At 45.7% G+C, this 21,466-nt stretch carries 21 protein-coding genes and 1 riboswitch; of the genes, 14 read left to right on the top strand and 7 right to left on the bottom strand.

The window, feature by feature from the left end:
- Positions 1-181 precede the first annotated feature (181 nt).
- Complete coding sequence (locus tag QZW47_RS22695; protein ID WP_293131832.1) at positions 182-1,297, bottom strand: HlyD family efflux transporter periplasmic adaptor subunit; 1,116 nt, start codon at positions 1,295-1,297, stop codon at positions 182-184.
- A gap of 470 nt (positions 1,298-1,767) precedes the next feature.
- Here QZW47_RS22695 and QZW47_RS22690 point away from each other — a divergent pair, with 470 nt between their 5' ends.
- The 3 genes from QZW47_RS22690 (at position 1,768) to QZW47_RS22680 (ending at position 4,679) form a co-directional block, all read left to right on the top strand.
- Entirely contained in the window at positions 1,768-1,995 is a 228-nt protein-coding gene (locus QZW47_RS22690; protein ID WP_293131829.1) for a secretion protein HlyD, read from the top strand.
- 171 nt (positions 1,996-2,166) lie between these two features.
- On the top strand, positions 2,167-2,334 hold the full coding sequence (locus tag QZW47_RS22685; RefSeq protein WP_293131826.1) for a hypothetical protein: 168 nt from the start codon (positions 2,167-2,169) through the stop codon (positions 2,332-2,334).
- Between the two features lie 134 nt (positions 2,335-2,468).
- Positions 2,469-4,679 carry a peptidase domain-containing ABC transporter gene (locus tag QZW47_RS22680; RefSeq protein ID WP_293131823.1) on the top strand — a complete coding sequence of 737 codons (2,211 nt, stop codon included), beginning with the start codon at positions 2,469-2,471 and terminating at the stop codon, positions 4,677-4,679.
- Positions 4,680-5,096: 417 nt separating this feature from the next.
- On the opposite strand, the gene cimA is transcribed toward QZW47_RS22680, so the two are convergent.
- A complete protein-coding gene (gene cimA / locus QZW47_RS22675; protein ID WP_293131820.1) occupies positions 5,097-6,764 on the bottom strand; it encodes a citramalate synthase in 1,668 nt (555 codons plus the stop codon).
- Between the two features lie 117 nt (positions 6,765-6,881).
- On the opposite strand from cimA, the gene QZW47_RS22670 reads away from it, so the two are divergent.
- A complete protein-coding gene (locus tag QZW47_RS22670; RefSeq protein ID WP_293131817.1) occupies positions 6,882-7,220 on the top strand; it encodes a 2Fe-2S iron-sulfur cluster-binding protein in 339 nt (112 codons plus the stop codon).
- Between the two features lie 151 nt (positions 7,221-7,371).
- Complete coding sequence (thiO, locus tag QZW47_RS22665; RefSeq protein ID WP_293131814.1) at positions 7,372-8,460, top strand: glycine oxidase ThiO; 1,089 nt, start codon at positions 7,372-7,374, stop codon at positions 8,458-8,460.
- A gap of 225 nt (positions 8,461-8,685) precedes the next feature.
- Here the strand turns inward: thiO and QZW47_RS22660 are convergent, their stop codons facing one another.
- The 4 genes from QZW47_RS22660 to QZW47_RS22645 all read right to left on the bottom strand — a co-directional run bounded on the left by QZW47_RS22660 (position 8,686) and on the right by QZW47_RS22645 (position 10,734).
- The gene (locus QZW47_RS22660; RefSeq protein WP_293131811.1) at positions 8,686-9,153 is read right to left on the bottom strand and encodes a hypothetical protein; all 468 of its coding nucleotides are present in this window, start codon (positions 9,151-9,153) and stop codon (positions 8,686-8,688) included.
- A gap of 128 nt (positions 9,154-9,281) precedes the next feature.
- Complete coding sequence (locus tag QZW47_RS22655; RefSeq protein WP_293131808.1) at positions 9,282-9,707, bottom strand: hypothetical protein; 426 nt, start codon at positions 9,705-9,707, stop codon at positions 9,282-9,284.
- A gap of 158 nt (positions 9,708-9,865) precedes the next feature.
- Positions 9,866-10,408 (bottom strand): hypothetical protein, encoded by a 543-nt coding sequence (locus tag QZW47_RS22650; protein WP_293131805.1) that lies wholly within the window; start codon positions 10,406-10,408, stop codon positions 9,866-9,868.
- A gap of 125 nt (positions 10,409-10,533) precedes the next feature.
- Positions 10,534-10,734 (bottom strand): hypothetical protein, encoded by a 201-nt coding sequence (locus QZW47_RS22645; protein ID WP_293131802.1) that lies wholly within the window; start codon positions 10,732-10,734, stop codon positions 10,534-10,536.
- Positions 10,735-10,771: 37 nt separating this feature from the next.
- Positions 10,772-10,917, top strand: a riboswitch (cobalamin riboswitch).
- A 74-nt stretch (positions 10,918-10,991) separates the two neighbouring features.
- Between QZW47_RS22645 and QZW47_RS22640 the strand changes: the two genes are divergently transcribed.
- The 5 genes from QZW47_RS22640 (at position 10,992) to QZW47_RS22620 (ending at position 15,664) form a co-directional block, all read left to right on the top strand.
- Positions 10,992-12,179 (top strand): fatty acid desaturase, encoded by a 1,188-nt coding sequence (locus tag QZW47_RS22640; RefSeq protein ID WP_293131799.1) that lies wholly within the window; start codon positions 10,992-10,994, stop codon positions 12,177-12,179.
- Positions 12,180-12,367: 188 nt separating this feature from the next.
- The gene (locus QZW47_RS22635; protein WP_293131796.1) at positions 12,368-13,360 is read left to right on the top strand and encodes a methyltransferase domain-containing protein; all 993 of its coding nucleotides are present in this window, start codon (positions 12,368-12,370) and stop codon (positions 13,358-13,360) included.
- A gap of 264 nt (positions 13,361-13,624) precedes the next feature.
- The gene (locus QZW47_RS22630) at positions 13,625-14,173 is read left to right on the top strand and encodes a hypothetical protein (protein WP_293131793.1); all 549 of its coding nucleotides are present in this window, start codon (positions 13,625-13,627) and stop codon (positions 14,171-14,173) included.
- Positions 14,174-14,438: 265 nt separating this feature from the next.
- The gene (locus tag QZW47_RS22625; protein WP_293131790.1) at positions 14,439-15,218 is read left to right on the top strand and encodes a methyltransferase domain-containing protein; all 780 of its coding nucleotides are present in this window, start codon (positions 14,439-14,441) and stop codon (positions 15,216-15,218) included.
- Between the two features lie 116 nt (positions 15,219-15,334).
- Entirely contained in the window at positions 15,335-15,664 is a 330-nt protein-coding gene (locus QZW47_RS22620) for a cupin domain-containing protein (RefSeq protein WP_293131788.1), read from the top strand.
- Positions 15,665-16,150: 486 nt separating this feature from the next.
- Here QZW47_RS22620 and QZW47_RS22615 read toward each other — a convergent pair whose 3' ends face one another.
- Positions 16,151-16,852, bottom strand: coding sequence for a Crp/Fnr family transcriptional regulator (locus tag QZW47_RS22615; protein WP_293131786.1), 702 nt, complete (start codon positions 16,850-16,852; stop codon positions 16,151-16,153).
- Positions 16,853-16,897: 45 nt separating this feature from the next.
- Here QZW47_RS22615 and QZW47_RS22610 point away from each other — a divergent pair, with 45 nt between their 5' ends.
- The 4 genes from QZW47_RS22610 (at position 16,898) to QZW47_RS22595 (ending at position 21,439) form a co-directional block, all read left to right on the top strand.
- The gene (locus QZW47_RS22610; protein WP_293131784.1) at positions 16,898-17,416 is read left to right on the top strand and encodes a hypothetical protein; all 519 of its coding nucleotides are present in this window, start codon (positions 16,898-16,900) and stop codon (positions 17,414-17,416) included.
- Entirely contained in the window at positions 17,391-18,452 is a 1,062-nt protein-coding gene (locus QZW47_RS22605) for a thiazole synthase (RefSeq protein WP_293131782.1), read from the top strand. Before QZW47_RS22610 ends, QZW47_RS22605 begins: the two co-directional genes overlap by 26 nt.
- Before the next feature lie 79 nt (positions 18,453-18,531).
- On the top strand, positions 18,532-18,699 hold the full coding sequence (locus QZW47_RS22600; protein WP_293131779.1) for a ssl1498 family light-harvesting-like protein: 168 nt from the start codon (positions 18,532-18,534) through the stop codon (positions 18,697-18,699).
- A 541-nt stretch (positions 18,700-19,240) separates the two neighbouring features.
- Positions 19,241-21,439: a tetratricopeptide repeat protein gene (locus tag QZW47_RS22595; protein ID WP_293131776.1), complete on the top strand. Its 2,199-nt coding sequence runs from the start codon at positions 19,241-19,243 to the stop codon at positions 21,437-21,439.
- Positions 21,440-21,466: the final 27 nt, after the last annotated feature.

The following is a 21,466-nucleotide window of genomic DNA, read 5'->3' as shown; positions in this document are numbered from 1 at the left end:
AGTTATTAAATTTTCATTCCTTAGAATACCGGGCGGTTGAAACCGCGTCTATACAAACAAAACCCGAGCTCAGAGGGGTTGAAGAATGGGCATTAAAATTACTTTAATTTCTTCAGTCCGCTTGGCATGGACATCGTTTGTGTAAACGCGCTTTCAACCCTACATCCGATCTTGATAAAAGTTACCAATCTGTCAGCAACCGGGCTTTGCGTAAGACAAATTTCAGCACTGTTTCTTGGCCGGTAATAATATCGGCTCTGCCCTCCATTCCTGATTGAATTGCATACTGGCGGGGGACGTTTGCTTGGGGAGTTTCCAAGAATTGACCGCGGGTAGAGTCGAGTTTTGTTAAATAGGCTTGTTGGGGTTTAATTGCTACTTCGTAATAGGCTGTACCTAAATTGTTACCGGGATTTTGAGGGGCGATCGCATCTGGGGCGATTTCGCTGACTGTTCCTTTGAGTGTTCCGTAATCGGGGAAGGGTAGGGCAGAAATTCGGATCTGTACGGGTTGGCCGATTTGGATGCGGGCGATGTCTTGGGATGTTACTTTGGCTTTGAGTACCAGGGGTACGTCGCTGGGGACGATTTGGGCGATCGCGCTGCCGGCTTGTACGGTTTGACCGGCATTCCGGACTTCCAATCTGAGAATTGTACCATCGGCGGGGGCGCGAACCACGCTATTTTCGACTTTTGACTGAATTTGATTCAGTTCTTTTTTAGCTTGAATTAATTGTTGTTGAATGGACGATCGCTTCACCAGCAAAACTCGCCGGCTTCGCCCCAGTCTTTCGGCGACATCCGGCTGCGCTGTGGCGATTTTTACGAGAGCGGACTCGACTAATTCCTGGGCGGCTGCACTTGCAGTTTCGATGCTTTTAAATTGGCCGCTGGCTAAAATTTGATTTTCTAAGTCGCGCAGTTGCTGGTTGATTTGCTGTGCTGCTGTTTGAGACTGATTAATTATTTCTTGGAACTGCTTTTTTTGGGCGTCCAAACGCGAAGCGTCTACAACTGCGATCGCATCTCCGGCTTTGACTGTCTGATTTTCGCTGACAGCAATGCTTTCGATGGTTCCTTCGGTTGCTGCTTGTACGACGCGCACTTCTCCGGCTGGACGGACGATCGCGTCTGCTTTGACTGTAGCGCTATATTTGGTGACGCTAGCCAGGGCGATCGCCCCGCCAAAGGTCGCCACCATCAAAATACCCCCCAAAGTAGTCCAGCGGCTGACAGGGGGCAAAAACTGGTCGTTATCAAAGGTTTCAGCGGGGGTGGGTTCAGTAGTGCGAGACATGGCGGCTGCTGGGGGTGATGGGAATCGTTTTGAGTTTTGATTTTTGAGTTGAGTTGGGGGAGGAAGATAGTTGTGGGTTTTAATACCACTTCAAAAAAAGAATGCTACTCGCGCAGAAGCTTCAAGCCCATACATAATCAGTCATTCCCTAATCTCAAATCTCACATATCAAATAATATGAGCTGGCAGAGAAAGAGTTCGATCGCTTATTTCTTTTGTCACATGGATTTTCAGCTTTCCTGATACCAAGAATAGGTTTAGAAGTCTAAATTAAAATTCAGAGGGTCAAAGTCAAAATCCGCACAACTTGGCCGTTCCCGCCCGCAATTTGCCCCAAACATCAAAAATGGCGGAGCTAGCAGGCAAAAGTCATGAAAATCAAGCGTTTCAGCCATGATTTTTGGCGCTGTTACCCGGTTTTTCTGGGAGGTGTACGTAAGTAGGTACATATGTATTAATAGGAGTTCCTGATGTCGGACAATCAACAAGAGTCATTATTCACCGAACTAAACGATCGAGAATCTGCTAGTGTTAGCGGCGGCAGCAATACCAGCGATTTTAGCAGCGGTAACAGCAACAGCGCTAAGGAAAACAGCACCAGCGATCGCCTGAATCTGCTGTTTTTCTTGCCACAGCCGAGCCAGCTTAACCTGTACGATCCGAATCGCGATCGCCCTTACAAAACCCTAGTGGTTTAGATAGCTGAGTCAGGTAGTGCGAGCTGAGAAACTTTGAAAAAATCTCAGTAATATTCCGGAAGCATCACAGGACTAGAAGAACTATTAGTTAGTAATTACACGAGGCTATAGAAATTAAATAAAATTTCTATTTGTCGTTCAAGATTATCAATTTAAAGGAGTCAAATCATCATGCAAGAAACACAAGACAATTCACTGTTTGCTGACCTCACCCCGGAAGAATCAGCTAGCGTCAACGGCGGTCACTACTACGATCGCTGTCGCCGACGCAGTTGGGTCGTATACCGCCGCAATTGCGACGGTTCCTTCAGAAGAGTAGTCCGCTACGCCTACTACTAAAGTTTACTGCTCTCAATAGAGCTCTATAACTGTGGAGCAAAAAAGCACCCATAACTTTATGGGTGCTTTTTGCTGATTGGGTAGTTGGTGATGAGTAATCTTCATTATGCTCTACCCATTATTCATTTCGCAAAATGTTAAAGAACATCCCTTTTATCGGCAAAATGCGATTATTCGGACAAGTCAACCGGTTTAAGAAATATCAGGTTGTTCTCCAGCAGAGCGAAGAAGATTGCGGGGCGGCTTGTTTGGCTTCGATCGCGAAATTTTACGGACAGAATTTTACAATTAGCCGCTTGCGAGAATTTGCGGGTACCGGCCAAAAAGGGACGACTTTACTGGGGTTGAAACAGGGAGCTGAGGCGATCGGCTTTAATGCGCGATCCGTGCGAGCAGCGGCTACTATTTTAGACAAAATTGACGCAGCACCTTTACCGGCAATTATTCACTGGAGCGGGTATCACTGGGTGGTTTTGTACGGAAAGCAGGGCGATAAATATGCGATCGGCGATCCGGCTGTCGGTATGCGCTATATTTCCAAAGAAGAATTAGCAGCAGGTTGGACAGATTGGCTGTGCTTGCTAGTCGAACCCGATGCTGAGCGGTTTTTTGCGGAAGCAGACAATCAACCGCCCGCGAATTCTGTACAAAAATGGACGCGCCGGGTTTTGATTTACCGCCAGCTTTTAATCGAAGCACTGTTGCTGAATGTGGTGTTGGGTTTGCTGTCGATTGCTTCGCCTTTTCTGGTACAACTGCTCACCGACGACATTCTGGTGCGGGGCGACACGCAACTTTTGGCAAGTGTGGCGATCGCAGTTATAGTTATGAATCTATTTAGCAGCAGTTTAGGATTGGTACAGTCGAACTTGATTGCTCAATTTTCCCAGCGTTTAGAGTTGGGATTGGTCATGGAATTCGGGCGTAAATTCCTGCGATTGCCTTTAAGCTTTTACGAAACCAGACGCAGCGGCGAAATCGTCAGTAGATTACAAGATATCCAAGAAATCAATAAATTAGTTTCTCAATTTGCGATCAGCTTACCCAGTCAATTTTTTATAGCCGTAGTTTCTTTTGTTGTCATGTTGTTTTACAGCAAGGAACTGACGCTGGCAGCTACAGTCATCGCTTTGTTCATGACTGCCTCTACAATAGTTTTTCTGCCCGTATTGCAGCAAAAAACGCGGAATTTATTTGTACTGGAAGCAGAAACTCAAGGTGTTTTAGTAGAAACCTTTAAAGGCGCACTGACCGTCAAAACCACTAGCAGCGCCCAGCAACTTTGGGAAGAATTTCAAGGTCGCTTCGGTCGCTTAGCGAGTCTTACTTTTCGCACTACACAAATTGGCATTCTCAATAATATCTTTTCTGGCTTTGTTGCTTCAGCGGGCAGCATTACCCTGCTGTGGTTGGGCAGCAGCTTAGTGATTGACAAAGCATTGAGTATCGGTCAGTTGCTAGCATTTATTAGCATGAATCAAAACGTTACTACTTGGGTAACTTCCTTGGTTGAATGTACTGATGAAATGGCTCGCGTGCAGACAGCAACTCAACGGCTTTCGGAAGTCATAGACGCCGAACCAGAAAGTAAAAGTGATATTAATAAACCTGTGGTAACGCTTCAAGACCGCGACGAAATTGTTTGCAAGAGTGTGAATTTTCACTACCCAGGCAGACTTGACTTGTTAGAAAATTTTTCTGTGACATTTCCTGGCGGTCACGCAATTGCTTTAATCGGTTATTCTGGTTGTGGAAAAAGTACCCTAGCTAAGGTAATTGCTGGTCTGTATCCGCTCCAATCTGGTAATGTGAGAATTGGTGGTTACAATTTGCAGGATTTGTCTCTCGATTGTCTCAGACAGCAGGTGGTTCTTGTTCCCCAAGAAGCTCATTTCTGGAGCCGTTCGATTCTCGATAATTTTCAGTTGGGGAGTCCCGATGTCACTTTTGAACAGATTGTGAAAGCTTGCAAAATTGCCGGGGCGGATGAATTTATCAGCCAATTACCGGATAAATATCAAACTGTTTTAGGGGAGTTTGGGGCAAATATTTCTGGGGGACAAAGACAGAGATTGGCGATCGCCCGTGCCATTCTCAATAACCCGCCCGTGTTGATTTTAGACGAGTCTACCGCAGGGCTAGATCCCGCCAGCGAAGCGGAAGTCTTGGAAAATCTGTTGATGTACCGGCAGGGGAAAACCACGATTTTCATCAGTCACAGGCCCCGAGTGATCGATCGCGCAGATTGGATTATTATGTTAGAGCGTGGCAGGTTAAAACTGCAAGGATCTGCTGCAAAATTGCGATCGATTCCCGGAGATCACTTAGACTTTTTGGAACCTTAAACAAAATTGTAGTTACTTGAGAATCAATACGGTTGAATAAGATAAGACGGCGGTTAGAAACCGCGCCTACACAAACGAAGTCCGAGCTCAGAGGGACTGAAGAGAATAAGGTAATTTTAACCGCGCACTCTTCAACCCGCGGCGGCGGGTTTGGTTTGTATAGACGCGGTTTCCAACCGCCCGGTATTTTTATCTTCAACCCGCGGCGGCGGGTTTGGTTTGTATAGACGCGGTTTCTAACCGCCCGGTCTTCTTCAACCCGCGGAGGTGTTCGGCGCGAAATCGAGTCGCGGGTTTGGTTTGTATAGACGCGGTTTCTAACCGCCTGGTCTTTTTCAACCCGCGGCGGCGGGTTTGGTTTGTATAGACGCGGTTTCCAACCGCCCGGTATTTTATCTCCCCGCCCAGTCTTCTTAATTAATGTACGCGACAAACTAGAGGAATCGCCTCTTGATTTTCCAACACCAAACCGTACTCCAAACCCTCAACCACAGCCTGACAAGAAGCATCCAAAATATTAGTAGAAACCCCCACAGTAGTCCACCGCTGCTGATGGTTGCTCGATTCCACCAACACGCGAGTTTTAGCACCAGTACCCGCACCGGAATCCAGAATTCGCACCTTGTAATCTGTCAAGTAAAAATGGGCTATCGCCGGATAAAAATTCACCAAAGCTTTCCGCAAAGCCGCATCCAAAGCCGAAACCGGGCCGTTTCCTTCCGCGCATTCCAGAATATTTGTACCGTTGACTGACAATTTCACAGTGGCTAAAGCCGTACAATCTTCGCCAACTTTATCGCAGTGAACTTGAAATCCATGAATTTCAAACCACCGCTGCCGCTTTTCCAAAGCTTCCCGCATTAACAATTCAAAAGACGCCTCAGCACCCTCAAATTGATATCCCTGACTTTCCAAATCTTTCAACTTTTCCAGAATTTGGCGGCAAGCAGGATTTTTGCGATCGAGTTCAATACCAAAAGTCTTAGCCTTCGCCAAAACATTGCTCAAACCCGATTGATCCGAAATCACAATTCGTCGGATGTTGCCAATTTTTTCCGGTTCCAAGTGTTCGTAAGTTAACGGATTTTTTGCAACCGCCGATACGTGAATTCCGCCCTTGTGAGCAAAAGCGGAAAGACCGACAAAAGGAGCGTGGTCATCGGGAGCAAGATTAACAATTTCGCTGACGGAGCGACTGACTTGAGTTAATTTCGCTAATTGCTCATCTTGAATGCAATCATAACCCAACTTGAGCTGAAAATTAGGAATCAAGGAACACAAATTAGCATTACCGCAGCGTTCGCCATAACCGTTAATAGTTCCCTGTACCATCGTCACCCCTTCCCGCACACCAGCCAGAGCATTAGCAACGGCAACTCCAGAGTCGTTGTGAGTGTGAATTCCTAACTGAATTTTAGACTTTCTCCCCTCCTTAATAAGGGGGGGTTGGGGGGGGTGAATTTCCGATTCCGAAATATCCCAAGTTTCTATTATTCCTGCCACATCACGCACAACTTGACTAACTTCGTCAGGCAAAGTACCGCCGTTAGTATCGCACAACACCAGCCATTCTGCACCAGCATTCGCCGCTGCCATTAAAGTTTTAATCGCATACTCGGGATTGTGTTTGTAGCCATCAAACCAGTGTTCTGCATCATAAATAACGCGCCTTCCCTGACTCCGTAAATATTCAATAGTATCTCGAATCATCGCCAGATTTTCTTCTAGCGTTGTCTTCAAACTTTCAATTACGTGCAAATCCCACGACTTGCCAAACAGCGTTACCCAGCGAGTCCCAGCAGACAAGATAGGCTGCAACATTTCATCATTAGCTGCCGTTTTTCCCGGTCGCCTAGTCGAACAAAAAGCAACAACTTCAGCTTGAATTAATGGCTGTTCTTTGAGCTGCCAAAAAAATTGTACGTCCTTAGGATTTGCTCCCGGCCAGCCACCTTCAATAAACGGAATTCCTAAACTGTCTAACTGTCGAGCAATTCGCACTTTGTCTTCGAGAGATAAGCAGAGTCCCTCGCACTGAGCGCCGTCTCGCAGCGTGGTATCGTAGATCCAGAGCCGATTTTTCATGGGGAATTCTCAATTCTCAATTGGTAATATATCACTTATCATATTAGATGAAATTATTTGAAATAAATGCGATAATATATAGGAAAATTAACATAAATCTAATTGGGGTAATTTGCTGTGGTTAAGGTACAAGCGCAAGGAAAAACATTTGAGTGCGATCGCGGATCGAATCTCCGTGAAGTGTTGCTCAAAAACGGCATCGATCTCTACAATGGCAACGCCAAAGTCATCAACTGTCACGGATTGGGGACTTGCGGCACCTGCGCCGTCACCGTCGAGGGCGCAGTTTCTGATCCCGAGTGGCGCGAAAAAGCCAGACTTTCGATTCCTCCCCATTCTTCCGCATCAAACCGCCGTTTGTCCTGCCAGACTAAGGTTTTGGGCGATATTAAGGTGACAAAATATGACGGTTTCTGGGGCCAGGGTTCGGAAACTGTCTGGAAACCCCAAGGATAGATTTTTTGTGCAGGAAGGCTGATAGGACGATCGCCTTGCAAGATAATATGTAAGACTTGCCCAAAAATTCTAATTGTAAGGTGCGAACACCAGCACCTTACTCTGAAGAATGACCAGAGGTAAAAAAGCCAGAAAGTCCATAGAAAAGTCAATGAATTCATCTCAAGATATTCTGATTATTGGGGGCGGAATTATCGGCCTTTCGCTAGCAGTTGAACTGAAGTTGCGAGGGGCATCTGTCGCTGTTCTCACCGCCGATTCTCCACAACCGACGGCCAGGGCCGCTGCCGGAATGCTCGCGCCACAAGCCGAACGAATTCCCCCCAGTCCGATGCTAGATTTGTGCCTGCAAAGTCGCTCTCTGTATGCGTATTGGGTGGAACGGCTGGAAGAGATGACGGGGTTGAAAACAGGTTATTGGCGATCGGGAATTCTCGCACCAGTCTGTCAAAACGAGCCTCAACAACAGCAACTATTGTCAAACCTTAACTCTCAATGGTTAGACGGGGATGCGATTCGCCAGCACCAGTTTGGATTGGGTGAAGAAATTATCGGTGGTTGGTGGTATCCAGACGACGCTCAAGTGGACAACCGCGCTTTATTCCGGACGCTTCAAGCCGCAACTAAAAAATTGCAGGTTGAGATTATTCAAGATACTGCCAAGGCAATTATTCGGCAGGGAAACCGAGTTTTTGGTGTGGAAACAACGGCAGGAAAATTGCAAGCTGACCGTTATGTTTTGGCGGCAGGGCCTTGGTCTGAGAAGTTATTGGATGTTCCGATTTTTCCGAGAAAGGGGCAAATGCTGTCCGTGTGCGTACCAGAAGATAGTGCTGTTACGCAGCCGCTGCAAACAGTTTTATTCGGGACTGGCATTTATATTGTACCGCGTCAAGATGGTAGAATTATTATCGGTGCCACTAGCGAAAATGTGGATTTTACGCCGGGAAATACCCCTGCGGGAATCCAAAGTTTGCTAGCAGGAGCAATTAAGTTATATCCAGAATTACAAAATTATCCGATTCTAGAGTTTTGGTGGGGATTTCGTCCGGCTACCAAGGATGAGTTGCCGATTTTGGGTGCGAGTGCTTGGGAAAATTTGACGCTGGCGACTGGGCATTATCGCAACGGCATTTTATTAGCCCCGGTAACGGCTAAATTGTTGGCTGATTTGATGTTAGATCGACAGTTAGATCCGTTGTTGTCAGCTTTTAATTATTCCAGGTTTACCTGTTCCTGACATTCAGTTTGTAGTGAGGACTTTAGTCCTCTATCAATCCAGATAAATGAAACAGGACTAAAGTTCTTAGGAATGAGAATTAAATAACTTCCACAAGTTTGTGGGATGGGCGTCCCGCCCGTTCTTTTTGGACGGGCGGGACGCCCATCCCACAATAACAATTAAAATTGTAAGTTATTTAATTCGCGATCCTTACTACGAACTTAATTTGGGCGTAAGTCCAAATTAGTTAAGTTCCGGTTTTTTGGGTAAATTCAATTCCCTGCATTTAGCGGAAGCCAAATCATAAGCATTTTGGTAATCTTTACCGCCTAACATGACATCGCCGTAATATTCGTAGGGTTGATTTCCGTAAACCGGCAGCGGATCGTCTTCTGGATAATCTTCTTTAGATTCTTCTAGAATTGCTTTGAGTTTCTTCACGCTCAATCGCTGGGCCGGGAAGTAATGAATGTCTTGAGCGCTAAAACCGAGATGTGGAAAAGTTGGGTCAACAATACGCTCGTTGAGTTCAATCCAGCTATACTCAATGGGTTTGTAGGGCGCTCCGGGTGCAGCTAAAAATCCTTGGACGTAAATTGCGCCTTCGGTGGTTAAGGCTGCTTTAGAAGCGTTATCAAAGCAATTTTTCCGGTTGCTTTTGATCCGAGTGGCGATTTCAATAGAAAGTGTCTCATCTAACAGTTCGCTCATAATTCCTTCGAGTCGCGTGTGCGATCAGATTGTAGCAAATTAGAGGCGTAAAGGCTTCAATACAGCATTTCTGTCGATCAGACGCCGTTTGTGCCTCCAGGAGTTATAAAGTAACCTAATCCTCGATCCTAGGGACAACTGGATGCCAAATCGGGATGCTGGATATCCATTTGATCGATCGCCAAACGAAAGGTTTGTTGAGACTTTGCGATCGCAGCTTGAACAGATTGATCACCGTCGGCACGATCGCGCAAATATTGTCTACCTGCTCTCGCTGGGACTAACCGGGCTTCTGAACCTGTCGCTGCACATTTTCCTAAGTGTTGATTTTGCTTTGCTTCCAAAGTTACAATATTGAGTTTTTGGGCAGCATCTAATGCTTTTTGATACTGAATTATGGCAGCATCAAAGTCTCCAGTTTGTTCTAATCTAGCTCCCTCAATCCAAGGATCGTTGATTTCATTTTCAAAGGGGCAATCTATCGTTAATTTACAACTTTCTGCTCTAGCTACACTAGACAAAGGTATCAACAATATAGCCAAAGTTCCAATCATAACCATTAAGTGTTTCAACATACTAGACTTGTTTTAGAAGCATTTTGCCGTTTTACAATAGTAAATGCACCAGATGACAGTAGAGAATATACCAAGGAAACATCCAGGAATTAAGTGTTAATCAGAAACCCAAAATACAAAAGAGAATAGTTTTACTCCTATTTGAATCTCTGAATAATGCTCTTGCCTCCTTCTCTGGCACTCTTCTCTAATGCCTTCTTTTGTGCATCTTTAAAATCCATATTCACCCGTCTTTTTTCAATCAGTTCCGCTAACAAACTGCCGTTTTTAAGTCCGAAAATAAAGGTTTGACCGCTATGAAAAAAACGAATAGCGTAAACCTTGCCAGTTTCTGTAAACCAGTATCCCATGCCATCGCCCACTTCTATGTTGGCTTCTGAGGCTGAGACAATTCTGGTTTTACCATTTCCTTGATTCACGGTACAGATGCGATAGCGAACGGATTTTTCTGTTTTCAGCTTTTCGTTGCAGGGCTGTTTTTCGATTTTTTCAAAGTTTCTATGAAAACTCTCGCCTAGTTCCGCAGGAGAAAATATAGCAGGCTCAATTGTGGCTTCTGCGATCGCCTGTTGTTTGGTGTGCGCTGTATTAGGTGAAATAGCGATCGGTTGGGCGATCGCACTAGGTACAGTTGAGGCGATCGCTACCAGCAAAGATCCTAATGTCAGTAGGCGGAGCATTTTTAATCTTGATAAATTTACATTGACATGATATAATATTTTGATTATTTTAGGATAGTTTTCAATATTTTTATAGGTCTGTGAACGAGATTGCTCTGCAAAGCTTTAAAGCAGAATACCAAGACTTACAAGCAGCCCAAAACCACTAGAGAAGAACTATAGCCTGCTTGAGATTTCTGGATTACCGCAGTTTTTTCGTGAAAGTCGATCGCCCATACAGCCGGCAAATAACCAGTTTTCGGGAGTCGCCACAGTTTGCAAAGTGCGATCGAAAGGGTAGTTGAACCCGGAAGATAGTCATTGCGGGCGCTGGTGACAGGTTTCACAGTCTTTTCTGCAAACAAACCAGAAATGTGATAACCTCATACAAGTGCAAAAATCGGTTCCAACAAAAAATAACCGTTGGAAGAGACGGGGAAAGTCCGGCGTAAGTCCGGCGCTGTCCCGCAACTGTGATGAGATTTTACAGTCTCTTAGTCAGAAGGCCCGCCGATATTGCAAATCTGTTCTTTTTCGTCTACGAGGTATAGATGATAGTTGATTTAGCATTTTTACAATTGACGTACTATGGCGAGAAATTGGAATGAAGAACGCCATTAAAAAGTCAGACTTTGTGCTAGCTCCTTACATAAAAAGCAACAATTTTAAAGCTAGTTGCCAAATACTTAATACAGTAATTCCCTATCTATTTTTATGGTTTTTAGCATTTAAAGCTACTGCCCTTTCTGTATGGCTGCTGCCGCCGATTCTGGTCTTGATGACACTGTTTTCAGGACGGTGTTTCTCCTTGATGCACGATTGTGGGCACTATTCTTTGTTTAGTTCCAAAAAAGTCAATCGCACCGTGGGTTTTCTGCTCGGTATCATCAATGCAATTCCTCAGTATCCCTGGTCTAGGGGACACGCTTACCATCACAAAAATAATGGTAATTGGGATATGTATCGAGGCCCTTCGGCATTGACTACTACCGAAAAATTTGCGGCGCTCAGTACATTCAATCAAAAAATATATCAGGTGCTGAGACATCCGTTGATGCTGTTTCCTGGTGGTTTTTTCTACCTAATTATCAAACCAAGACTCGCGCTAATCTTGGGAATTGCTGGTTTTATCCGACATACTTTTGATTGTCTAAGTCAAGATTTGGGCATGGGTTTATCGAGAATCATTGCTTCTTATAAATCTAAACATTGGTATACGACGGCTGAGTTTTGGGATTTACTATTCAACAATATTTGTGTTGTTGGTAGCTGGCTGTATCTGGGTAACTTACTTGGGGTTGGGTTTTTCTGGAGTGTTTACTCAATTGTGATGACTTGCTCAGCGGCGATATTTATCTGTATCTTCTTTGTGCAGCATAACTTTGAGGGTTCCTACGCTCACAAAACAGAGGGCTGGGACTATCTGCTGGGCGCGATCGAAGGTAGTAGTTATCTGAAATTACCCAGAATTCTCAATTGGTTTTCGGCTGATATTGCTTATCACAATATTCATCATCTCTCTGAGCGCATCCCTAATTACAATCTTCGGGCGTGTCACAATGCTAATCTGCACCTGCTTGGTAATTCAAAAATCCTGACTATTTGGGAGATTCCTGATTGTTTCAAGTTCATTCTTTGGGATGCCGATTCTGATAGCTTGCAATCGATCGCATTATTTAGAGAAAAAGCAGAAACTCAATTAGTTAATGTAGAACACATGGCGGTTGAAACCGCTTCTATACAGACAAAACCCGCGACTCGACTTCGCTCGCCGAACACCTCCGCGGGTTGAATAACGAGCACTGAAAATTATGTTTTATGCTTCAGTCCGCGGAGGGGTTCGCTATCGCTTGTCGAAGTGCAGGCATCGTTTGACTTGACTTTCTGGCGGTTGAAACCGCTGTCTTATCTTATAATCGTTCAATTGCCAGATTTTTTTGGAATTTCAGTCTGTATTCAGCTTTGAAGAGAAGGTAAAAAATGAATTTATTTGTTGTTGTATTTGGAGTTTTGTTTGCACTGCTGGCGATCGCCCTTTTGATCTATTTAATCACAGCTCGCCCTTATCAATCATCCGACTCCGTGGCCAATTCCTACGACGAATGGACGGAAGACGGCATTTTAGAGTTTTATTGGGGCGAACACATCCATTTAGGCCATTATGGTTCCCCGCCACAACGGAAAGATTTCCTCGCCGCCAAATCGGATTTTGTGCATGAAATGGTGCGCTGGGGCGGCTTGGATCGATTACCTGCTGGTACTACAGTCTTAGATGTGGGCTGTGGAATTGGCGGTAGCAGCCGGATTCTGGCCCAGGATTATCGGTTTGCTGTCACAGGGATTACCATCAGCCCGCAGCAAGTTAAACGCGCCCAAGAATTAACTCCCCCCGATCTCGATTTACAGTTTCGGGTGGATGATGCGATGGCGCTGTCGTTTCCAGATGCGAGTTTTGATGTGGTTTGGTCGATCGAAGCTGGCCCACATATGCCAGATAAAGCCGTCTTCGCGAAAGAGTTGATGAGAGTCGTAAAGCCCGGTGGTGTGCTAGTTGTGGCCGATTGGAATCAAAGGGACGATCGCCAAATCCCGCTCAATTTCTGGGAGAAACCGGTAATGCAACAACTGCTGGATCAATGGTCGCATCCGGCTTTTTCAAGCATCGAGGGCTTTTCAGAACTTTTAGAAGCAACAGGGTTTGTGGAGGGCGCTGTAACTACCGGAGATTGGACGAATGAAACCCTTCCTTCCTGGATAGATTCTATCTGGCAAGGTATAGTTAGACCGGCCGGATTAGTGCGTTTTGGTGTATCGGGTTTCATCAAGTCTCTGCGAGAAGTACCGACTCTTTTACTAATGCGTTTAGCATTTGGTGCGGGGCTTTGTAGGTTTGGAATGTTCCGCGCCATCCGAGCAAATTCGCCCGCAGATTTAACAGCAGCAAGTTCTACTAAAACAATGACTGGTGTTTAGCGAGTGCCTGAAAAATCAAAAACTGTCCGAAGTCTTGGCAATACTTTGGACAGTTTTTGGCATTGGTCGAGTACCAGAAACCCAGACTTGCTGTATAGTGGACTATTTTTTATTTCATTTAAGTCCAGCGCTAAGTTTCAAAAAATGCGTTAAAAATGGTAGGACAAGCCAAGTAAGGCTTACAGGGCGTTAAAAAACAGTCCGGACTATTGAGAAGGTATAATGTATGCAGTCTTATAGTTAACTTTAAACAAATAGATTGCTATGACAGATAATTTTCAAAATGATGTCACTAAGGCTGTTAACTGCCAAGTAAATCTTGGTGAATCTGTTTTAGAGGCATATATGCTTCTAAGTAGTGAGAAGCGCCTGGGTGTTGAGAATATAGGAGCTACTTTGGGCTACTCAGATAGCTTTTTTTTCGAGCTAACAGAATGGGGGTCTGAAACGCTGAAAACCTTGCGCGAAATGGGTTTCTCTGGAGAAATAGTTTGGGCAAATGTTGTTAATAAAGGTCATGACCAAACAGGTTCTTTTTTGATAAAAACTCTTGGTATTCGAGATTTCGTAAAACTTATTACTTACGAAGCTACAAGTAAACGAAACTTAAAAGCTACTATTTTATTAGCTGCTTTTGCTGAAACAGGTTTAGAGCGAATTTTGGAAGATGCTTTTGCGGGAAGGTCTATAGATTTTATTCTTGAAAAAATTGTTCATTACAGCAAATGGACGTATGAGGAGCGGCAGGAGGTTTTTGCGTATAACCGCGAGGAGGTACGAGCTTTACGCATGGGATCTTCTGCCTTCAGTTGATTGCTGCGGGCCTTTCCCGATATTGTAGTGTGCGTCAGCCTCTTTAAATCTTTCGGATAACTGCAAGAATCTAGGAGGCTGACGCACCCTACGAGAATATAAATCGCGCTATTGTAGGGTGCGTCAGCATTTCTAAATCTTTGGGATAATTATCAAAATTCAGGAGGCTGACGCACCCTACAAGAATTTGAATATGAGCTAGATCATAGAAAGCTTTGGGAGAATTTGGCAAACTGAGAGTAAGGTTAAATAGGAGGTCAAATCAATGACCAATACTACTCTCAATTTGCAGACTGCACCGGGCCATGAAGTCCTAGCAGCGGCTGGTAAGAAAATGCTGAGGCCGGGGGGAAAAGTTGCTACTGAAATGTTGTTTGAATGGGCGGATTTTCAACCGGGCGAAACTGTTTTGGAGTTGGCTGCAAGTTTTGGATATAGCTCGATCGCCCTTGCTGAACGTTTTGGCGTTAAAGTAGTGGGAGTTGAGAACAATCCCGACAGTGTGGTGCGCGCCCGTGCTAACGTTGCAGCAGCGGGTTTGGGCGATCGAGTGGAAATTGTCGAAGGAGATATTTTGCACTTGGATCGGATCTCGCAACAGTTTGATTGGGTGTTGGCTGAAGCTATCCTGACGATGCAATCGCGATCGGGAAAAGCTAAAATTTTATCGGGAATTGGCGATCGGCTAAAACCAGGTGGTAAGTTTCTATCGCACGAACTTTTAGCCCGAAACCGAGAATCAGAAATCCACAAAGCTTTGTCGGAAGTGACTCGCGCTAATTCCACGCCTTTGTCTGAGTCGGGCTGGATTGCGGTTTGTCAAAACGCCGGTTTGCAGGTAGAAAAGTGTCAAACCGGGGCGATGGGACTCCTCAACTTCCGGCGAATGCTTGAGGATGAAGGGTTTGCGGGCACTGCGCGGATTTTGTGGAATGTTTTTAGTTGTGAGCAAATTCGCGATCGGATCTTAGCAATGCGTCGAGTTTTCCAGGATTACCAACAGGATTTAGGCTACATCATCATCTGTGCAACTAAACAATCTTAAACCTATTTCCCAAAATAATGTAACCTTGGGTCAGATTCAACCCTTCCATTCATCAGTCAGCCTCAATCTAAAATCCAAAATCTAAAATCTAAAATCGCATTACGGAGTCAAAATTTATGACTGCTACCATTTTACCATTACAATCTTCAGCAATCCAACTCCGAGACACAATTGAATATCCCGCCGCCGGAGTGCTGAGCAAAATTTTAGTCAAAGACAATAATTGTCAGCATACTTTACTTTGTCTGGCCGCAGGTTCGGACATTTCCGAACACACTTCTGCGCGGAATGCCACAGTTAATGTAATCGAAGGAAAAGGGATTTTGACTCTGGAAGGTAAGGACATTATCTTGGAACCGGGGGTGTTTGTATTTATGCCTGCTCGCGCTCCCCATGCTTTGAAAGCCGAAGAGAATTTGGCGTTTATTTTGACATTTTCGGAGTGAAAATAAGACCGGGTGAATGGAATTCGTGAGAATAAGACCGGGCGAATGGAATTCGTGAGAATAAGACCGGGCGAATGGAATTCGCGGCGACACAAACAAAACCCGCCTCCGCGGGTTGAAGAATGAATCCAATAATACCGGGCGAATGGAATTCGTGAGAATAATACCGGGCGAATGGAATTCGCGGCGACACGAACAAAACCCACCTCCGTGGGTTGAAGAATGACTCCAATAATACCCGGCGAATGGAATTCGTGAGAATAATACCGGGCGAATGGAATTCGCGGCGACACGAACAAAACCCACCTCCGTGGGTTGAAGAATGACTCCAATAATACCCGGCGAATGGAATTCGCCGTCTGATTTCTTTCTCTTGAGTCCGCGGAGGCGGACATTGTTTGTGTAGACGCGGTTTCAACCGCCGTCTTACGCGGACATTGTTTGTGTAGACGCGGTTTCAACCGCCGTCTTATTTTCAAGAAGGCTTTAATCTATCTCATCTCCAGAGGCGATATCCTCCAATTTTATCCAATCCAACACAGTAATTTTACCGCCTCGACTGTAGGATACAAACGGCTTAAGTTTCTTAAACAAACGCACGCATTCTTCATAGGTAATGCCAATACTGCGAGCAATTTGATAGTAGGGCAAACGTTTTTCCAAACATACACTATTATCCACAATCTTCGTGCCTTGCTCCATACCAAAATAATGAATAAATCTGGCCAGCCGGACGATCGCCCTTTCCGACACCAAACCATGCACAGTCTCGTGTAATTGCTGCAACCGCTGGTTAAAAACCGCCAAAATTCGCAAAGCAATCTCAGGATTTTGCCGAATTGCTGCTAGCAAAAATTCCCGTTCTGTGGTAAGAACTTGCACGTCAGTTTCTGCCGTCACCGTTGCCGGCGCAATTCCGTTACCGAGTAAAGCAGGTGCAGCAAAAATATCTCCCGGAAACAAAGTGCGGAGAATTGTTTCTTTGCCCGCCGCCGCTGTTTTTGCCACCCGCAACGAACCGCTCAAAAGCGTGTATAATTTTTCGGGGATGCGATCGCCCTCATACATCACAACTTCTCCCTGTCGGTAAGTCCGAATTGCTGTATGTTCTTGCAATTGCTCTAAATCAGTTCGGTTTAAGCTGGCAAATATCCCAATTTCGCCCAGTTGCTCGACGGTTGCTTTCATAGATTTAAGTTTAGGCGATCGGAGTCCATTGAGAGTATAATAACGGTGAATTCAGAATATATCCAGACCAGCAGAGCCATCTACGAAAACGCAGAACCGGAATATCAGCGATATTATTTTGATGAGATAGCTGGCGGATTTGTACTCATCCACCAACAACATAATCTTAATAATTCGGAAATCTTTGTTGCTGAAGTTTTCGCTAAAATAGGGAAGAGAGTTAGAATGCTGAGCGAACAAGCAGCACAGGGTGTGAGAACGCCAGATGCTGAGATTGACGGTCAGATTTGCGAATTTAAGGAATTAACCAAAGAGTCTAAAAATCTCAAAAATAGAGTACAAGAAGGATTTGGGAAAGCTAAAAATCAAAGTGCAAATGTAGTCATTTTTCACGTAAATATAGAAATTTACGACATTCGAGAAATAGATCAAGGCATTCGACAAGCTATATATTGGGATGTCCAGCAGTTAATACAGACAGTTATTTTGGTTTTCAACAACCAATCTGTTCAAAAAATCACTAGAGAGGAATGGGAAAATGGGGAACGTTTTTCAAGAATTTGAAGAAATTGTAAATGGCGGGATAAAAAATAATATGCCGCGCGATGCAAAATTGATTATTGTTGGAGAGATTATTTACGCAGTAACTCAGGATTTACTAACAAACAAAGAAGGTTGGCTCCTAGAAAATATGCTCGGAGGCAGAGAAGAATGGGAAGAGGGGCTAGAATATGCTATTTTTGGCGATTCTAAACTGGGACACCTCGCACCATTAAGCTCAGATAATTTACCCTTAAATATTTTAGATAAACCTTTGGTGATTGCTGGCAAAACTTTTCATTCTCGCTTGATGACGGGGACGGGAAAATATCGCAGCATTGCCGAAATGCAGCAAAGTGTCAATGCTAGCAGGTGCGAAATTGTGACTGTGGCTGTGCGCCGAGTGCAAACAAATGCTCCCGGTCATGAAGGATTGGCCCAGGCTCTGGATTGGACTAAAATTTGGATGCTGCCGAATACTGCTGGTTGTCAAACTGCGGATGAGGCGATTAGAGTGGCTCGTTTGGGCCGGGAAATGGCGAAACTTTTGGGGCAGGAAGATAATAATTTTGTCAAGTTAGAAGTGATTCCTGATGCTAAGTATTTGCTGCCAGATCCGATCGGCACTTTGGAAGCCGCAACACAATTAGTCAAAGAAGGTTTTGCCGTTTTGCCCTACATCAATGCCGATCCGCTACTGGCAAAACGCCTAGAAGAAGTCGGTTGTGCGACTGTCATGCCTTTAGGTTCCCCCATCGGTTCGGGGCAAGGGATCAATAATTCTGCCAACATTCAAATCATTATTGACACGGTAAAGATTCCTGTGGTGGTGGATGCCGGGATCGGCACTCCCAGCGAAGCAGCCCAAGCAATGGAGATGGGCGCCGATGCACTGTTAATTAATTCTGCGATCGCCAATGCCCAGAATTCTCCAGCAATGGCAAAAGCCATGGGAATGGCAGCAGAAGCCGGACGGATCGCGTACTTAGCAGGAAGAATGCCAGTCAAAGATTACGCTATCGCCTCTTCCCCCGAAACCGGCACTGTCACCTCAAAATAAATTTCCGAATATTCAACGGCACTTTGATAGCGTTTTTTGGTAAAGTGATGGCAATCAAAAATATTGAGGATTGTTGCCAATGCCTTACACCACCGAAGAAGACGGACGCTTGAACAACTTTGCCAAGGAGCCGAAGATGTACGGCGCCGAATATCCCAACAAGAACCAGCAACGGAACTACATCATCCTGGGTATTGCAGCAGCCCTGTTAGTGGCCGGTTTAGTGTATGTGGCTGCTTCAGTATAAAAACTGGGCTGACACTCTAAGCTGTTCAAAATCGAATTTTAAATACTGCTTCGACAAACCATGTTTCCCTACCAAGGTCAACATGGTTTTTGTGTTTCAATAAAAAGCAGGTAGTTGCAATAGTCCTGAAGCGTGCCTCGCAAGCTAGAAAACTAGATAAGATCGCGAGAAATTTGGTTTTTTCCTCTGTGCAGTCGGCTTCAGGGATTTGGGTGGCAATTCATCAGGCCGGAGCCTCAGTCGATTCTCCATTTTCGATTTACTTCATAAATAAATCTGGGAGATTGAACCAGATTCTCGAATTTTGGGATCGACACTCCTGAACGTCGGGGGCTTATACCGTTTTTTTGGTGTCTCGCAAACAGAAAGTTGCCAATTAAAAATCTACAATTATCGAGTCATCACCGGTGCGATTAGACTGCCGAACAGGCTGGCGTTGTGAGCTACGAGCATCGAGATTTCAACTCCTGAGTCTAAAATCTACAATCTACAATCCCAAATCTAAAATCTAAAATCTAAAATCTAAAATCGCCAGATTCTGATGTCTATTCCTTCCCAAAAAGTTTCTAGCTCTAACAAGCAAATCTATCAACGCTTGAAACAGGCGATCGACCTCAACTTACGGCGTCAAATTTTTATCGCCGCTTGCGACGACTTGTGCTTGCGGGACTGTCTGGCAGCCCGCTTGCACGCAGAATTAGCCAGCGCCGAGTCAGGTGCTGGGTCTGCGATCGACTACCCGCGATTTGTCAGTTTGGAACTAGACTTGAGCGATCCCAATCCTTGGGCCTCGATCGCCGCGTGGCTGACCCAACACCCACCGCCCCAAAATCGCGACAGTACAGGCAATGCGCCAGGATTTCAATTTTTGGGGGCAGAACACCTGACCAGGCACTCAGCAGCGGTACAGTGGTCGTTCCTGAGCTATTTGAGGGACATCGAAGCACACCTAGAACTGTGCGAATCTGCTCTGTTGCTGTGGGTGTCGCGCCCCTGGCTGAGTTCGATCGAGCAATCGGCGCCGGAATTTTGGCACTGGCGCACCGGAGTATTTGAGTTTGAAGGCGAACCGACTCCAGCAAAAGCAGATTTGGGACACTTCGAGGAGTTCGGGAACTCCCAAGACTTGGGTTCCCGGCGCGACACGGGAAACTCGCGCGACCAACTTTTAATATCTTCAGAATCCCAACAATCCCCAATTCCCGAAGCACAAGTTGCCATTGGCGATTCCCCGCCGCCAGCCCCAGATTCTGATAAATCTGTCGAACTAGCCGATTTGGTGCTAGCAGCGGCTTCCCAAGAGTTGGGATCCGAAAACGCTCCTGCATCCGAGGAGAATTTTGGGCCGCTGCAAACCCTGCAATACATCGAACTGCTGCAAGAACATCAGTGCTGTTCCGAAGCATTGGCTTTGGCTTATCACAGTTTGGGGAATTGCTACCGCGATCGAATTCTGGCCGGCGATGCTTCGCCACAAAACCTGACAATTGCCATTCGCGCGATCGAGCAAGTGATTGCGTACCTCGAACTCGACGCCAGCGAGCAGTCCCATCAACCACCAACCGAGGAATGCACGCAACTGATTGTCCAATTGACACAAAATTTAACTCTCGACGCCGAGGAGTCCCATACCCTACCCCCAATCGACGATCTGATCAACGATCTGGGTACTTTCTACTGGATGCTGTCGCGCGATCGCACAGGCGCAGTCAACGGCGCCGATCCGGTATCGTGCCTCGAACGCAGCATCGCTCTCTACCTTGAAGGTTTGAACCGCACAGATGCTAATACCGCACCCCAAAGTCGCGTTAGATTAAACAAAAATTTAGGCATCGCCTCAGCAGATTTAGCGCGCTATCGAGACAAGAGAGAGAACTTGCAGCAAGCAGTTGCAGCTTACCAACAAGCGCTGCTGGATTTACACCCCGCCAGGGAACCCCAGCAGTACGCTGCGGCTCAGAATAATTTGGCGACAGCCTACTGGAATTTAGCCCAAGACGGTGAGCCGATCGTCTATCTCAAAAACGCGATCGAAGCTTACACCCAAGCCCTCTCGTGCTACAGTCCCGAACGAGAACCCCTCAACTATGCCGGGGTGCAAAACAACCTCGGCACAGCCTGCTGGAACCTCGCCCAGCACGAACCCTCAGAAGTTTTGTTAGTCAGGGCGATTGAAGCCTACTGCGAAGCCTTGAAATACCGCACCCGAGAATTAGTACCCGCCGCCGCCGCCGCCACCTACAACAATCTCGGTACCGCTTATTGGCATTTGGCGAACCAGTTCCAGCAAAAACAGGCGCGCGCGGAATCGTTGCACCAAGCCATTGCCGCCTATGAAGCCGCCCTGGATATCGCCCAGCATCTCGATCGCACCCAACTCACCTTTGACACTCTTGCCGCTCGCAACAATCTCGGACTAGCCCACTACCAACTAGCCACAGATCCTGATTTCGCCGCCAACAAAGCCGCCCAGATCAGCCATCTAGAAGCAGCACTGCACCACCAGTTGCAAGTGTGGGCAGGTGTGGGACAACATCTCAATGACAAAGGGTTAACATATGGAGATAAACTCAACCTGCAAGCCCAGGCCAACTCCCAAGTTGATTCCCGGCAAACAGCATTGAGCTATATTGTCAAAACGATTAGAGCTTTTTATAGTGAATGTGGGCTGCCCGGCCAAAATTTAGCCTTATCCAAAGTTCCCGGAGATTTACTGCCCGAAATCTTGCGTAGGTTATAAATACGGCTATAACTATTAAAAGCTCAA

Origin of the sequence: Microcoleus sp. bin38.metabat.b11b12b14.051 (assembly GCF_013299165.1) — a bacterium.
In the GTDB taxonomy this organism is placed as follows: domain Bacteria; phylum Cyanobacteriota; class Cyanobacteriia; order Cyanobacteriales; family Microcoleaceae; genus Microcoleus.
This window is presented reverse-complemented; position numbering and strand designations above follow the sequence as displayed.